The sequence below is a fragment of the Streptomyces fractus genome (assembly GCF_049844455.1).
Lineage (GTDB): Bacteria > Actinomycetota > Actinomycetes > Streptomycetales > Streptomycetaceae > Streptomyces > Streptomyces fractus.
In genome coordinates this window covers 1624961-1640187 of record NZ_JBMYHI010000002.1, presented here as the reverse complement: position 1 = coordinate 1640187, position 15227 = coordinate 1624961, and the positions used below count along the sequence as shown (strand labels likewise).

The window sequence follows — 15227 nt, the reverse complement described above, 5'->3', positions numbered from 1 at the left end:
TGCGTCTTGAAGGCGCCAGGCCTTCTACGGGGAGGAATTCCTCCGCGGGTGGTGCGTCCGCCTCAGGCCGCCCGCCGCTTGAGTGTCTTTGACGTGACCGCCGCCCCCGCGAGCAGCGCCGCCACCAGCGTGCCGATGATCGCGGCGGCGACGACGCCCGCGTTCAGGCGCAGGCCCACGTCCGACGAAGTGGACTCGGAGAGGCCTGCCGCCATGCCGGCCAGCGGGGGCAGCGTCACCAGCACACCGAGGGTCGCGCCGATGGCGATGACCAGGGCGGTCTCGCCCGCCGAAGCGAACAGCAGTTGGCGGGTCGTGCCACCGGCCGACTTCATCACCCCGACGTCGCGGCGCCTGCCGTGCGCCGCCATGGCCATGGAGTTGGCGACGGCGATCACGCTGTAGCCGACGGCGATCACGATCAGCATCGTGGCGAGGGACTCGGTGAGCCGGGCGTCGGTGTTGTAGTCGGCCAGGGCGTACTGGGCGGCGTCGTGCAGCGCGACTCCGGGGGCCGCGGCCGAGGCCTTGGCATCGCCCGGGACGAAGATGTCGTCGGTGAGCGCGGCCGGGTCGTGGGCGCGGACCAGGGCGCGGGCGACCACGAAGTCACCGCGGGCCGGGTCGTCGGGCAGCACCTGGGAGACGCGGAGAGTGACCGTGGCGCCGTCAGCGAACCGGACCGGGACCTCCTGACCCTGCGTCAGACCCAGGTCGTCGGCCGTGCTCTTGCTGAGGACGGCCTCGCCCGGCTTGTCCCACCGGGCGTCCCGGCTGCCCAGGACGTCCAGGACGGTGGGCGCCTCGGCGTTGTCGCTGCTCTCGGCGTTCTGGCTGTTCTGGCTGTTCTCACCGGTCTTGGTGTGCTGCCTCTCGACGAAGGCGCGGGTCGGCAGGGCGGCCTTGCCCACGGGGTTGTCGGCGACGACCTCGTCAGTGTTGCCGGGCGTGCCGTCCGGCGTGACGATCGTCTGGCCCGCGACCTTCAGCGCCTCACCGGCCGGGTAGGCGACCCGCATGGTCGACACCATCCCGCTGAGCAGCACCGCGAAGCCGACGGCGGCGATCACCGGGGCCACCAGTGAGGCGGCACGGCGCGGGTTGGCGACCAACTCGGCGCGGACGAGGACCGGCGCGGCCTTGCCGCCACGCTGGAACGGCGCGGTCAGGAACCGGCCGACCGGACCGACGAACACCGGGGTGAGCAGGGCCGCCGCGACGATCAGCGCCATGGTGGCGAAGATCGCCATGTTGATGCGGTCGTCGGCGGTCGCTGCGGCCGTGCCGATCGCGAGCAGGACACCCAGACCCAGAACGGACAGACCGGCGATCCAACGACCGCGCCCCATACCCTTGTTGGCCGAACGGCTGTCGAGCAGCGCCTCGATGGGGGCGACCCTGGCGGCCTTGCGGCCCGCGCTCCAGGCACCGAGCACACTGACGCCGATCCCGACCAGGGAACCCGTGAGCAGCGGCCAGGCGGCGACGGTGATCTCCATGCCGGGCGGAGTCACGTCCAGCCCCTTGAGGACGGAGAGGAGCAGCGGCGTGGCGGCCACGCCCGCCAGACAGCCGGCGATCGAACCCGCGAGCCCGACCACGGCGGCCTCGCCGAGGATCATGCGGCGGATCTGCTTCGGCGAAGCGCCGATGGTACGCAGCAGACCGATCTCGCGGCGGCGCATCCCGGTGGACAGGGCCAGCATGGAGGCGACCACGAACACCGTGGTGAACAGGCCCAAGAGGGCCATGGCGCTGATGAGTTGGACGCCCAGGAAGCGTTTGTGCTCGATGTACTCCGGCTGCAGTTCGGACCGGCCGTCGCCGGAGACCACGTTGCCGTCGTCACCGATGACCTTCTTCGCGGCGGTGACGATCGCGCCGGTGTCGGCGCCCTTGTCGGCGCCCTCGTCGGCACCCTTGTCGGGAATCAGGGCGATGGTGCTCACGCCCGGCTGCTGCCGTGCCGCGAACCGCTCAGTGAAGTAGTAGCCGGGGCCGTCCACCGTACCGACGACCCGGAACCGCTCCCGGCCCTTGGTGATGTTGACGGTCAGTTCGCTGCCCACGGCGGTGCCGAGGTCGCGGTCGACCACGACCTCGTCCGCGGCGGCGGGGGCACGGCCGGTGACGAGCCGGTACGTCGCCATCCGCGCGCTGCCGAAGCCGTGCCCGGCGTCCGCGGCTCCCTCGTCGGTGACGGGCTTGCCGCCCAGGATGGCCTGGGCGTAGAAGGAGCGGTCCACCACGGCGTCGGCGACGCCGGGGATCTTCGCCAGGCCGGAGACGAGCGGCTCCGCCTCGGCCTTGCTCCACGGCATCCGGTCCTCGGGGCTGCCGTCGGCGTCGACGGCCCGCTTCGGCAGGGCGAGGGCCGCGGCGCCCGCGTAGCGGGGCTGGACCTCGGCGCGGGCGGAGTCGTAGATGACCAGGGTGGTGGTGATCAGGGCCACGCCGACCAGGACGGCGACGAAGGCGCCGAGGAAACCCGACCAGCGTTCGCGGACGTTCGCGAGGATCAGCATGTCGGTCAGGCCTCCAGCCGGGCCATGTGCGTGGCGATCGCGGCCGCGTTGTCGGCGTCGGCCCGGTGGTCGAGGAGGATGCGGTCGGCGATCCGGCCGTCCTTGAGGAAGACGACGACGTCGGCGTGGGCGGCGGCCACCGGGTCGTGGGTGACCATCAGGGTGGTCTGGCCCTCCCGGTCGACCAGCATCCGCATCATCCGCAGCACCTCGCGGGAGGTGGCGGTGTCCAGGGCGCCGGTCGGCTCGTCCGCGAACAGGACGTCCGGCCGGGTGACGAGTGCGCGGGCGAGGGCGACGCGCTGCTGCTGACCGCCGGACAGCTCACTGGGACGGTGCCCGGCGCGGTCGGCGAGTCCCACCGAGGCGAGCGCCGCGGCGACCTGATCGCGGCCGACCTTGCGGCCGGCGAACCGGGAGGGCAGCTCCACGTTCTGCGCCGCCGTCAGGGACTCCACCAGGTTGAAGGCCTGGAACACGAACCCGACGTGCCTGCGGCGCAGTTCGGTGCGCCGCGTCTCGTTCTGCCGGCCGATGTCCACGCCGGCCAGGACGATCCGTCCCTCGGACGGCTGCTCAAGGCCGGCCGCGCACTGAAGCAGGGTCGACTTGCCGGAACCGGACGGCCCCATGATCGCGGTGAAGGTGCCGCGGCGGAAGGAGAGCGAGACGCCGTCCAGGGCGGTGACCTGTCGGCCGCCGGTGCCGTGGACCTTGCGTACCGCGTGGAGTTCGACCGCGTCCTGTGCGGGGATGGTGTGGCTCGTCGTCGTCATGCCTGGATTCCACTTGCACGCGGGGTGGTCGCGGCACTGACCCGCGCTCTACTCCTGAGGTAGAGGCAGCTCTACCTTCCGCGCTTTCCGGAGATCCGGAAGAGACCGGATAGGTACGTTGGCCGCATGCAACCCACAACGGCTTGGCAGGCCATGGCGCAGCGGCCGCTGAGCTTTCTGACCTCCAGCTGGCCCTGGCGGTCCCTCGCGTACCTGGGCGGAGGTGTCCTGGTCGGGGCCGCGGCGGTACTCGTCTTCACCCTCGGCCTGGCCGCGGGCCTGATCCTCCTGGTCGTACTGATCGGTGTCGCGCCCCTGGTCGGCCTGGTCCTCGCCTCGACCGTGGTCGCCACGGTGGAGCGTCGCCGACTGCGCCTGGTCGACCTCGACCACGTCAGCGATCCGCACCGCGCCCCGGAAACCCCGGGGCTGCGCGGCTGGGTCGCCACCCGGCTCAAGGAGCAGGCGACGTGGCGGGAGTTGATGTTCACACTCCTCTCGGCCGTGGCCCTGTGGTGGCTCGACCTGATGGTGCTCGGCTTCTCGTTCGGTCTTCCGGCCACGACCATCGCCTCCACCGACGGCGACACCTGGCCGTGGACGGTGTTCGGCGCGCTCGTGCTGCTGGCTTCGCCGTACACGGTGACCTCGTGGGCGGGGGCGCGCGCCGCCATGGCCCGTTCCTTCCTCGCCCCGCGGGACCGCGAGCTCGGCGAGGAACTGCGCGAGGTGCGCGCCTCGCAGTCGCGGCTTCTCGACTCCTTCGACGCTGAGCGGATCCGCATCGAACGCGACCTCCACGACGGAGCCCAGCAGCACCTGGTGTCGCTGGGCATGACGCTGGGACTGATGCGCCTGGACACCGATCCGGGCTCGCCCCAGGACGAGCTGCTCACCCAGGCCGAACGCCAACTGTCCACGGCACACCAGGAGTTGCGTGCCCTGATCCGGGGGCTGAACCCGCCGGTGCTCGCCGACCACGGGCTCGTCGCGGCGATCGAGGACTACGCGGGCCGGTTCCCGATCCCGGTGACGGTGGATCTGAGGCTGCCCGAGCGGCTGCCCAGGAAGCTCGAGACGACGATGTACTACTTGATCAACGAGGCCATGACGAACATCGCCAAGCACAGCGGCGCCAGGACCGCCGCGGTGCACGGTCGCTACCATTCCGATCTGTTGGTCCTCGACATCAAGGACGACGGCCGGGGCGGCCTCGACCCCACGGGCAGCGGCGTGACGGGCCTCGCGGACCGGGTCAACGCGCTCGACGGCCGGATGCGGGTGTCGAGTCCGTCCGGTGGTCCCACCCTGTTGCACGTGGAGGTTCCGTGTCGCTTCGCCTGATCGTGGCCGAGGATGCCGTTCTGTTGCGCGAAGGCCTGATCGGGCTGCTCGAACGGGTCGGACACGAGGTGGTGGCGGCGGTCGGCGACGCCGACGCGCTGCTCGCGGCGGTCCGCGGCGACCGCCCGGACCTGATCGTCACGGACGTACGCATGCCGCCGTCGCTCAGCGACGACGGGCTGCGGGCGTCGGTCGAACTGCGCGAGGAGTTTCCCGGGCTGCCCGTGCTCGTGCTCAGCCAGTACGTGGAACGCTCCTACGCCCTGCGCCTGTTGGACTCCGGCGGCGGCGCCGGGGTGGGCTACCTGCTCAAGGAACGGGTGAGCGCGGTGGCCGACTTCACCGCCGCGATCGAACGGGTCGCCGCGGGCGGCACGGTGGTCGACCCCGAGGTCATCCACCAGCTGGTCCGGCTGCGCCAGGACCCGCTGGAGCGGCTGAGCGCCCGGGAGCGCGAGGTGCTCTCGCTGGTCGCGGAGGGCCGCACCAACGCGAACCTGGCCAAGCAGTTGTTCATCAGCGAGGCGGCCGTGAACAAGCACATCGGCAACATCTTCACCAAGCTGGACCTTCCGGTGGCGACGGAGGGGCATCGCAGGGTGCTCGCGGTGCTGGCGTATCTGCGGCCGTGAGGGGACGGGGCCCGCCCCCTCACTCCGCGAGCAGTTCCCGTGCCGCTTCGACGTCGGTGATCAGGATGTTGATCCACTCGCCGCGCAGCGCCCCGTGGATGGCCGCCACCTTCTCCATGCCGCCCGCGACACCGACCCGGCGCTCCACCGCGCGCAGTCGGTCCCGGTCGATGCCGAGGACGCGGTCGTTGAACGGGGCGTCGACGGGTTCGCCGGAGCTGTCGAAGTACCGGGCGCAGACGTCGCCGACGGCGCCGAGCTTCTTGAGGGCCCGCTGGTCCTCGGGCGGAATGGCGTTGCCGGAGCGGCGCAGCAGCGGGGAGGGCTCCAGGGTGCCGATGCCGAGGAGGGCGAGGGTCAGCCGCGACCACGCCTTGATGGCCTCGGCCATCGCGGGCTCCTGCGCCAGGAGGTCGCGCAGCTCACTGCTGCCGACCAGGGCGGCGGACGGGGCGAACACCGGCCGCGCGCCGGTGAGTTCGGCGAGGCGACTGGTGAGGCGGGTCGCGTGCAGCTGCACTTCCGGGCTGCCGGTGCCGCCGAGGAGCTGGACGACCTCCTGGGCCACGGACGGGGTCTTGGCCCGCATCACGTTGACCGCTTCCAGGAGGGTGGCGCTCCAGGAGGAGATGCCGATGACGTCACCGCCGGTGAGAGTGGTGTCGAGGTACGTGGCGGTGGCCGAGGCCAGTGCCGGTATCACCTCGGGGCCCTCGACCTCCACTACGACGGCGTCGCGCAGCCCGTACCGCTCCACCAGGGCGTCTTCCAGCTCCGCGTGCACACCCTCAGGGGACACCACGACCGTGCGTACCACGCCGCGGTCGACGGCCTCCTTGAGGAGGCGTGAGACCCGTGGTTGCGACAGGTTGAGGCGGGCCGCGATCTCGGGCTGGCGCATGCCGCGTTCGTGGTAGAGCCGGGCCACCTTGACCAGCAGCCGGACATGATCCGGGCTCGGCGTCGTCACTCCCGCCACCGTGCGGCCTCCTTCTCGTTCCTTGTCCCGACCGGAATTCGTCATGCTATCGCCGCAGATGGCCGCGGTGCCGGGGCGTTCAGCGGCGGGCGAAGAGGCCGAACTCGTTCGCGTTGGTCTTGGTGACCAGCTCGCAGTCGATGGCCTGCTTCTCGGGCTGACCGGTCTTCCCGGTCTTGATGAACTTGTCGGCCTGCTCGACGGCCCGCTGCGCGCCGAGCGCGGCCGGCTGCAGCGCGGTCGCGCGCATGGTCCCGGCCTTGATCTGGGCGATCGCGTCGGGGCTCCCGTCGAGGCCGACCACGACAACTCCCGTGCGCTTGGCGGACTTCAGGGCCGCCACCGCGCCGACCGCCATGGTGTCGTTGCCGGCGATGACCCCCCTGAGCTTCGGGTAGCGCTGCAGAACGGTCTCCATCTTCGTGTACGCCTCCTGCTGGTCCCAGTTGGCGGTCTGCCGGGACACCCGCTTCATGTCCGGGTACTGGGAGATGACATCGGCGTACCCCTTGGAGCGGACGCCGGCGTTGGTGTCGGACTCCTTCCCGGTCAGTTCGACGTAACTCCCCTTGCCCTTCATGCCCTTGACGAACTCCTGGGCGGCGAGCTGCGCCCCCTGCGCGTTGTTGGAGACGATCTGCGCCTTGGCGATGCCGGTCTTGTTGATCTCGCGGTCGATGAGGAAGACGGGGACACCCGCCTTGGTGGCCTTGCGGACGGGGCCGATCGACGCGTCGGCGCCGGCGTTGTCGAGGATGATCGCGGCGGCCTTGCGGGAGATCGCGGCGTCGATGAGTTCGCTCTGCTTGTTGGGGTCGTCGTCGTGCGAGGCGACCGAGGTCTTGTAACCGAGACTTTTGGCCTTCTTCTGTGCGGTCTCGGCCTCCGCCTTGAAGAAGGGATTGTCGGGGGAGGGGGTGATGATCGCGACGAGATCGCTCTTCGACTTCGACTCCGGCTTCGAGGAGTTGGACGAGTCCGAACCTCCCGAGGAACCGCACGCGGTCAGCAGGAGGACCCCTGCGGTGAGGGCGGTGGCGCTCTTGAGGAGACTGCGGTGGCTGCGCTTGGCCTGGTGCATGAGAGGGCTCCTGAGTACGGGGGCGGGTGTGTGCGGGGTCGTACGGGAGGGGGTCAGGTGTCCGATGTGTCGCGTGCGGCGGCCACCGCGACGGCGGAGGCCGCCGCCCTGCGGCGCCGGAAGCGCTGCTGGCTCTGGTCGAGGATGACGGCGACGATGATGACCGCGCCCTTGATCAGCATCTGCCAGAACGTCGACACACCGAGGATCACCAGGCCGTCCGCGAGGAAGCCGATCACGAAGGCGCCGACGAGCGTGCCGCGGACGTTGCCCCTGCCGCCGGAGAGGGCGGCGCCACCGATGACCACCGCCGCGATGGCGTTCAGCTCGAAGGTGTCACCGGCCTGCGGCGCGGCCGAGGTGAGTTCGGAGGCGATGATCAGGCCGGCCATCGCGGCGCAGGCACCGGAGACGACGTAGGCGATCAGTTTGACCCGCTTGACGGGGACGCCGCTCAGTTCGGTGGCCCGCTCATTGCCGCCGGTCGCGTACAGCCAGCGGCCGAAGGGGGTGGAGCGCAGCAGTACCGCGGTGAGGGCGGCGAGCACCACCATGATCCATACCGCGACCGGGAGGCCGAGGGGCCGTCCCTGCCCGAGCCACTCGAATCCGGTGTTGTGCGTGGCAGGGGAGCCGGCCAGGTCGGGGTAGGTGGTGCCGTTGGAGATGAGCATGGCCGTGGCCCGCGCCACGTAGAGCATGCCGAGGGTGGCGATGAACGGGGCGACGTTGAGACGCGTGATGAGGATGCCGTTGACCGTGCCGACGAGTGCGCCGACCGCGACGCACAGCACGACGACCGCCCACACCTGCGGATAGGCGACGACATCGAACAGGCCGAGGTGCAGGCCTTGCAGGAGTTCACCGGCGACCACCCCGGAGAGGCCGACCGTCGAGCCGACGGACAGGTCGATGCCGCCCTTGAGGATGACCAGCAGCATGCCGAGCGCGAGGATCGCGTTGATGGCGACGTGCTTGGTCATGGTGATGACGTTGTCGACGGTCAGGAACGAGTCGGAGAGCAGGCTGAAGACGACGATCAGCACGCCGAGGGCGATGAAGGCGCGCAGCTCGAAGAGCGAATCCAGGGTCTTGAGCCTGCGGGCCTGAGCGGCCACCTCCTGGCGTTGTTTGACGACGGTCTCGTGATCCTGGTCGTGGGTCTGCGCCACGGTGGTGTCAGACATGGTGTGCCTCATCGCGGTCGGTGGCCTCGGCCCCGTCGGCCAGGCTCATCAGGAGGTCGCGGGTGATGTCGCGGGGCCGTACGTCGGCGACGAGGCGGCCGCGGACCAGGACCAGCAGACGGTCGGGGATGTGCAGGGCCTCCTCGGCCTCGGAGGTGGTGAAGAGGACGGCGAGACCGCGTTCGGCCTGCCGCGCCATCATCGTGAAGACATCGGCCTTGGCGCCCACGTCCACTCCGCGTGTGGGCTCGTCGAGCAGCAGGACGCGGGGGCCTGTCATCAGAGCCTTGCCGATGACGACCTTCTGCTGGTTGCCGCCGCTGAGCGAACCGATGGGGGCGTCGGCTCCCGGGGTCTTCACGGTGACGTCGTCGATCATCTTGGTGACGGCGGCGGATTCGGCCCGGCGGTCGAGCAGCAGACGTCGTACGAACCCGGTCACCGAGGCGAGCGACAGATTCTGACCTACCGTCATGGATGGTACGAGGCCGTCGCGTTGCCGGTCCTCGGGGACCAGGGCGAGTCCGGCCCGGATGCGGTCCCGGATGCCGCCGCCGAGGGGTTCGCCGTGCAGCCGCACCACACCGGACGCGGGCGTGAGGCGTCCCGCGAGGCATTCGAGGAGCTCGGTGCGGCCGCTGCCCATGAGGCCGTAGATGCCCACCGTCTCGCCCGCGCGGACCGTGAGCGACACCCCGTCGACGGCGAGTCTGTCCACGCTCGCGGGGTCGGCGACGGAGAGTTCCTCGATGTCCAGCGCGATGTCCCCCATGGCGGGTGCACGGTTCGGGAACAGGGCCTCCCGTTCCCGGCCGACCATCGTGCGCACGACCCACGCCAGGTCGACGTCGGCGGCGAGCGCCGTGGCGACCATGCGCCCGTCGCGCAGCACGGCGACGTCGTCCGCGATGCTCAGCGCCTCCTCCAGGTGATGGGAGATGTAGACGATCGCGACACCCTCCGCCTTGAGGTCGCCGATCACCTGGAAGAGGATCTCGACCTCGGGGGCGCTGAGCGCGGAGGTCGGCTCGTCCATGATGAGGACCCGGGCCCGCTGCAGCAGGGCGCGCGCGATCTCCACCAACTGCTGCTGACCGAGCCGGAGTTCACCGACCATGGCGCCGGGGTCGAGTGTCTCGTCGAGCCGCCCCAACACCTCGTGCGCCAGGGCGCGTTGATCGCCGCGGTCGATGACGGCGCCGCCGTAGCGGGTGTGTTCGCGACCGAGGAAGAGGTTGTCCTGGACGGTGAGGTTCGGGCAGAGGCTGAGCTCCTGGTGGATGATCGAGATGCCGTGGTCGGCGGCATCGCGCGCGGACCCGAACGCCACGGCCTCGCCGTCGAGTTCGATGTGACCGGTGCTGGGCGCCTCGACGGAGCTGAGGATCTTCATCAGGGTGGACTTGCCGGCCCCGTTCTCGCCGAACAGGACGGTGGTCCGCCCCGCGGCGATGTCCAGCGACACACCCTGGAGTGCCTGGGTGCCCCCGTACACCTTGGTGATCTCGGCGGCGCGCAGCACGGGTGTCCCCGGCGTGGCCGCTTGGGGCCCGGTCATGACGCCGGCTCGATCGAGACGGGTGTCACGGTGAGGACGTCCGCGGTCAGCGGTGTCACCGCGCCGACGACGGTGAGCTTCTTGCCCTTGGCTCCCGCCGCGTCGAAGGACTCCAGCACGTCCGCCTTCATCGCCGCGCTCAGGGCGGTCGCCGCGTCGGCGTACTCGACCTGATTGGTGAACTGGCCGAACTTGATGAAACCGGGGGCGTCCCGCAGCGCCGTGCCGTTGACGGCCGGGCCGATCTGAACGGATACGCGCGCCTTGCCAAGGCCGGGGACGGTGACCTGCAGCAGGCCGCCGCGTGCGCCGCCGGCCGTGCCGGTCAGGGTGACGGCGTAGCTGTACGGTCCGGTGCCCGATCGGTGGCCGTAGCGCTTTCCGGCGGCGGAGGAGTCGGCCGTGATCGCTTTGTGCAGGGTGGTGACGGGCACGGCGTTCTTCTTGATCGCGGGCACGACCTTCGGCCCGTAGGTCTGTTTCGCGTACGTCGTCGGACTGAACTTCGGCTGCCCGGCGGCGCGGGCCGCGGTCGGCGACCGGTAGGTGGTGCTCAGCCCGATGGCCAGAGCGAGGAGCAGAAGGGCCGCGAGACAACTTCGGCCCGGCGTGAGCCAGTTGGGTCGAATCGGCGCATGCCCTTGCCCGTTTGTTCGGTGCGCGCTCAAGGCGTCTGCGGGTGCCATGAAGGATCCTCTACTTTCCGCGTGTTCCGAGGTCGCGGGCGGCTGTGAGGTGCCGGTGCCAGCGCGCGAGGGCCCCGCGGCGTCGGGTGTCGTCCCAGGCCGGGGAGAAGACCGTCAGGTCGTCGTCGGCCCGTTGTTCGAGCGCTTCGGCTGTCCACAGGCCGAGCCCGAGGCCGGCGAGGTGTGCGGCTCCGACGGCGGACAGCTCGTGGTGCCGGGTGCGGGCCACGGCCACGTTCGACAGGTTCGCCTGCAACTGCATGACGGTGTCGCTCCGGCTCAGGCCGCCGTCGGCGAACACCTGCCGCGCGGGCGGGAGCGCGGCCAGCACGTCGGCCACCTGATGGGCGACCGACTCCAGTGCTGCACAGGCCAGTTGGGCCCGCTGGGTACCGAGGCCGAAGCCCGCGAGCAGCGGCACGGCCGCCGGATCCCACCAGGGGGCGCCGAGACCACCGAAGGCGGGGATCAGGGTCACCCCACCCGAGTCCGGGGCCGGGGCCGGACTGCTCGCCACCTCGATGAGTTGCTCCGCGGTGGTGCCGAGAAGGTCCGCCAGCCAGGTCAGGGTCCGGCCCGAGGACAGGATGTTCGCCTCGTGCGCGTACGTCGGTTTCCCGGCGGCCTTCGTCGCCCACGCGATGGTGGTGCACACGCTGTCCGCGCCGTCCGGCGCCGCGGCCGCCGTCATGACCGAGGAGCCGGTGCCGTACGTGGCCTTAACGATGCCGGGGCGCCAGCCAGCGTGGGCGAGCAGCGCCGCGTGCGAGTCGCCGAGGACGGCCAGGACGGGCACACCGTCGAGCGGCGCCGTCCCCTTCATCGCGCCGAACGGCCCGTCGGACGGCACGACTCGGCTCAGTGCCGCCCGGGGTATGTCGAAGAGCGCGAGCAGTTCCTCGTCCCAGTCACCGGTGGCGAGGTCGAGCAATTGAGTGCGCGAGGCGTTGCCGATCTCCGTGACCGGACGCCCGGTGAGGTGGTGCAGCAGAAACGCGTCGACCGTGCCGAGCCTGAGCCGGCCGGCCCGGCTGCGCGAGCGCGTCGGATCGTGCACGTCGAGGAGGGCTGCCATCTTCAGCGCGGAGAACATCGGGTCGAGCGGGAGGCCGGTGCGCCGCCGCACTTCCTCGCTCATCCCGGCCCGCTCGATGCGCTCCGCCCGTTCGATGCCGCGCCGGTCCTGCCAGCTGACCAGCGGGGCGACGGGCTGCCCGGTATCGGCGTCCCACAGCACGACCGACTCGCGCTGCGTGCTGAGGGCGACACCGGCCACGGCTCCGGACTCCAGGGCGGCCGTGCAGGACGCGGCCACGGTACGGACGCTGTCGAGAACCGCCGACGCGTCCTGCTCGACGAGCCCGGGGCCCGGATGGGTCTGCGCCAGCGGTTCGCTCGCCCGTGCCACCACCTGCCCGGACGCGTCGAGCAGCAGCGCCTTGGTGGAGCTGGTGCCCTGGTCGATGGCGAGGATGTGTCCCGGCCGGGCCGTCATCGCGGTCACCCTCGGCCCAGCGTCTCGCGAGCGGCGGCGGCGATGCCCTGTGCGGTCAGCCCGAAGTGCTCCAGCAGGAACGAGGTGTTGCCCGTCGGCGCGAAGGAAGGGACACCCAGCATGCGCAGGGGCACGGGGTGCTGTTCGGCGACGACGCGTGCCACCGCCGCCCCGAGGCCGCCGGACAGCAGTCCTTCCTCGGCTGTGACGATGCCACCGGTCTCCTGTGCGGCGGCCACCACGGCGTCGGTGTCCAGCGGTTCCACGGAAGCCATGTTGAGCACCCGGGCCGAAATGCCTTCCCCCGCAAGGAGATCGGCCGCTCGCACCGCGCGCGAGACCATGGTGCCCACCGCGATGACCGTGACGTCGGTTCCTTCGACGAGGCGCGTGGTCCGACCGATGGTGAACGAGGCGTCCGCGGGGCTGACGGCGGGCACCTTGAACCGCGGGATCCGCAGGTAGGCCGGTGTGCCGGAGGCGGCAGCCCAGCGGATGGCGGAGCGGGTCTCGGCGGGATCGGCCGGCACGACGATGTTCAGGCCGGGCACCGCCCGCAGCCACGACAGGTCCTCGATGGAATGGTGAGTGGGGCCCAGCTCCCCGTAGGCCATGCCGGGACTCTGCCCGCACAGCACCACGTGCCGGTGGGTGTACGCGATGTCGGCCTTGATCTGCTCCAGGGCGCGGCCGGTCAGGAAGGGGGCGGCGGCGGACACGAAGGGGATGAACCCGGCGTTGGCCAGGCCCGCCGCGACGCCGACCATGTCCTGCTCGGCGATGCCGACGTTGACGAGCCGATCGGGGAACTCCTCGCGAAAGGCCACGAGATTGCTGGAGCCGACCGAGTCGTTGCAGACAGCGACGATGCGCTCGTCGGCGCGGGCCAGCGCGGCGAGTTCGTCGGCGAAGTCCGCGCGGCAGTCGTACGTCGGTGTCTGCTCGGCCACGGCGGTCATCGGTTCAACTCCTGGAGCGCGAGAGCGACTTGTTCGCCGGTCGGCACCTTGTGGTGCCATTCGACCCGGTCCTCCATGAACGACACGCCCTTCCCCTTCACGGTGTTGGCGATCACCGCGACAGGGCGTCCCGTGGTGGACGGCGCGTACGCCTCCTTGATGGCCCGGTGGTCGTGGCCGTCGATCACACGTACCTCCCACCCGAAGCTCGCCCACTTCTCGTTCAACGGCTCCAAGTTCTTGGTGTCCTCGGTGCGGGCGCCCTGCTGAAGCCGGTTGCGGTCGACGACGGCCGTCAGGTTCGAAAGGCCGTAGTGCGCGGCCGTCATCGCGGCCTCCCAGTTGCTGCCCTCCTGCATCTCGCCGTCGCCCAGGACGACGATCGTGCGCCAGTCCTCACCGCGGATCCGGGCGCCGAGGGCGCAGCCGGTGGCCACCGGGAACCCGTGCCCCAAAGGCCCGGTGTTCGTCTCGACACCCGGCACCTTGAGCCGCGCGGGATGGCCGTTGAGCGGCGACAGCGGCGCCATGAACTCGGCGAGCCGCGCCCGTGGGAAGAAGCCGCAGGAGGCGAGCGTGGAGTACAGGGCGGCGGCGCAGTGCCCCTTGCTGAGGACGAATCGGTCCCGCTGCGGCGAGCCGGGGTCGGCGGGGTCGACCCGCAACGTCCCCCACAACGCGGTCACCAGCAGATCCGTCACCGACAGGTCCCCGCCCACGTGCCCCATCCCGGCTGCCTGGATGGTGGTGAGAATGTCGCGCCGTACGGAGGTGGACAGCTCGGCGAGTTCGGCGGCGGCCTCGGCCGGCGATGCCGCGCGCAGTCGCGCGCCTCGTTGCCGGTACGCGGCGGCCGCGGGTTCGTCGACCCGCAGCGGCGCCGCGGCCTGCAAGGTGGCCGTCACCGCGACTCGCTCTCGGACTCGGCCAGCGCGCGGAACAGGGCGCGCTTCGCGACGCGTTGGGCACCGAGCCCGTCCTGCGCGGCCTGGCGCGCGGCGAGTTCTTCCCGGTCCAGGTAGCCCAGCGCCCGGTGGAAGGCGCGCATCGTGCGGATCCCGGTCCGCGCCGCCTCGACGGGGTCCTCCCGGAACGGGAACTGGTCCAGCTGCCACACCCCTTCCCAGCCCGCGTCGTGCAGCGCGTAGAAGAACTCGAACGTCTCGAGGAGGTGCACGGAGCCGACGACCATGTCGTCGTCCCAGCCACGGAAGTTGTCGTTGACGTCGATGGCGAACAGCTTGTCGCGGGCGATCGCCATGCGCGCGGCCTCCGCCGGGGTTTCGCCCCCGTACAGCGAGTGCCCGAAGTCGAGCAGTACGCCGACGTTGTCGACGCCCATGTCCTCGATGGCCAGCAGAGTCCGCGCGACGGACGAGAACACCATGCGGTTGCGCGGCTCGCGCGGCTTGTACTCGATGGCGAAGTTCAAGTCGGGGTAGGCGAGGGCCAGTTCACGAACCGCATCCACCGACTTGCCCCACAGGTCGGTGTAGTCGGCCTGGAACGGATAGTCGTAGCCGTCCTGTCCCGGCCACAACTTGACGTACTCCACGCCGAGTTCGCGCCCCACCTCGGCCGCGCCGGCCACCAGGTCGATGGCCTGGCGGCGCACGGCGGGATCGGGATTGGTGAAGCCGCCCTTGGCGAACTTGCCCGTGTAGAACTCCGGGGTCACGGCGATGGCCCGCAGGTGCTGCTCGGCGAGCGCCTCCGTGACCTCCTTGGTGCTGATGTCGCCCGGCGGGAAAGGCCAGTTGAGGTCGAGCACGGACAGATCACCGACGGCGCCGGCCAGCTTGATGGCGTCGAGGACGGTACGGGGCTCGCCGTATCCGTCGGTGGCGTAGCGGTCGACGTAGGTGGCGAAGTGCCAGACGCCCGCGCCGTACACCGGCTCCCTCGCGCCAGGCGCAGAGTTCTGAATGTCTATGCGGTCACGATTGGACATGTGACGGACCGTACGGAGGGGGCGAAGTGGTGTCAAGGCATGTGCAGCACCGCA

Annotated in this window: 13 protein-coding genes; 2 read left to right on the top strand and 11 right to left on the bottom strand. The window is 70.8% G+C overall.

The features are described 5' to 3' along the window. Window positions 1–62: 62 nt before the first annotated feature. Both ACP4E5_RS09395 and ACP4E5_RS09390 read right to left on the bottom strand, forming a co-directional pair. Window positions 63–2525, bottom strand: coding sequence for an ABC transporter permease (locus ACP4E5_RS09395; RefSeq protein WP_425826882.1), 2463 nt, complete (start codon window positions 2523–2525; stop codon window positions 63–65). A 5-nt stretch (window positions 2526–2530) separates the two neighbouring features. Further along, entirely contained in the window at window positions 2531–3301 is a 771-nt protein-coding gene (locus tag ACP4E5_RS09390) for an ABC transporter ATP-binding protein (RefSeq protein WP_425826880.1), read from the bottom strand. Between the two features lie 126 nt (window positions 3302–3427). Here ACP4E5_RS09390 and ACP4E5_RS09385 point away from each other — a divergent pair, with 126 nt between their 5' ends. Together ACP4E5_RS09385 and ACP4E5_RS09380 are read left to right on the top strand one after the other, a co-directional pair. Then, complete coding sequence (locus ACP4E5_RS09385; RefSeq protein ID WP_425826878.1) at window positions 3428–4645, top strand: sensor histidine kinase; 1218 nt, start codon at window positions 3428–3430, stop codon at window positions 4643–4645. Further along, complete coding sequence (locus ACP4E5_RS09380) at window positions 4645–5277, top strand: response regulator (RefSeq protein ID WP_425841154.1); 633 nt, start codon at window positions 4645–4647, stop codon at window positions 5275–5277. Before ACP4E5_RS09385 ends, ACP4E5_RS09380 begins: the two co-directional genes overlap by 1 nt. Window positions 5278–5296: 19 nt before the next feature. Here the strand turns inward: ACP4E5_RS09380 and ACP4E5_RS09375 are convergent, their stop codons facing one another. Genes ACP4E5_RS09375 through ACP4E5_RS09335 form a run of 9 tightly spaced genes read right to left on the bottom strand, consistent with a single transcriptional unit; the run spans window position 5297 to window position 15173 of the window. Beyond that, window positions 5297–6301, bottom strand: a complete 1005-nt coding sequence (locus ACP4E5_RS09375; protein ID WP_425826876.1) for a sugar-binding transcriptional regulator — start codon at window positions 6299–6301, stop codon at window positions 5297–5299. A gap of 34 nt (window positions 6302–6335) precedes the next feature. Further along, entirely contained in the window at window positions 6336–7337 is a 1002-nt protein-coding gene (locus tag ACP4E5_RS09370) for a D-ribose ABC transporter substrate-binding protein (protein WP_425826874.1), read from the bottom strand. 53 nt (window positions 7338–7390) lie between these two features. Beyond that, a complete protein-coding gene (locus ACP4E5_RS09365) occupies window positions 7391–8524 on the bottom strand; it encodes an ABC transporter permease (protein WP_425826872.1) in 1134 nt (377 codons plus the stop codon). Then, window positions 8517–10082: a sugar ABC transporter ATP-binding protein gene (locus ACP4E5_RS09360; RefSeq protein ID WP_425826870.1), complete on the bottom strand. Its 1566-nt coding sequence runs from the start codon at window positions 10080–10082 to the stop codon at window positions 8517–8519. The genes ACP4E5_RS09365 and ACP4E5_RS09360 overlap by 8 nt, the downstream gene beginning before the upstream one ends. Next, complete coding sequence (locus tag ACP4E5_RS09355) at window positions 10079–10768, bottom strand: DUF2291 family protein (protein WP_425826868.1); 690 nt, start codon at window positions 10766–10768, stop codon at window positions 10079–10081. The genes ACP4E5_RS09360 and ACP4E5_RS09355 overlap by 4 nt, the downstream gene beginning before the upstream one ends. A gap of 10 nt (window positions 10769–10778) precedes the next feature. Next, window positions 10779–12263 carry an FGGY-family carbohydrate kinase gene (locus ACP4E5_RS09350; RefSeq protein ID WP_425826866.1) on the bottom strand — a complete coding sequence of 495 codons (1485 nt, stop codon included), beginning with the start codon at window positions 12261–12263 and terminating at the stop codon, window positions 10779–10781. Between the two features lie 5 nt (window positions 12264–12268). Further along, complete coding sequence (locus ACP4E5_RS09345) at window positions 12269–13222, bottom strand: transketolase family protein (protein WP_425826864.1); 954 nt, start codon at window positions 13220–13222, stop codon at window positions 12269–12271. Continuing rightward, entirely contained in the window at window positions 13219–14127 is a 909-nt protein-coding gene (locus ACP4E5_RS09340) for a transketolase (protein WP_425826862.1), read from the bottom strand. The genes ACP4E5_RS09345 and ACP4E5_RS09340 overlap by 4 nt, the downstream gene beginning before the upstream one ends. Next, the gene (locus ACP4E5_RS09335) at window positions 14124–15173 is read right to left on the bottom strand and encodes a TIM barrel protein (RefSeq protein ID WP_425826860.1); all 1050 of its coding nucleotides are present in this window, start codon (window positions 15171–15173) and stop codon (window positions 14124–14126) included. The genes ACP4E5_RS09340 and ACP4E5_RS09335 overlap by 4 nt, the downstream gene beginning before the upstream one ends. Between the last annotated feature and the right edge of the window lie 54 nt (window positions 15174–15227).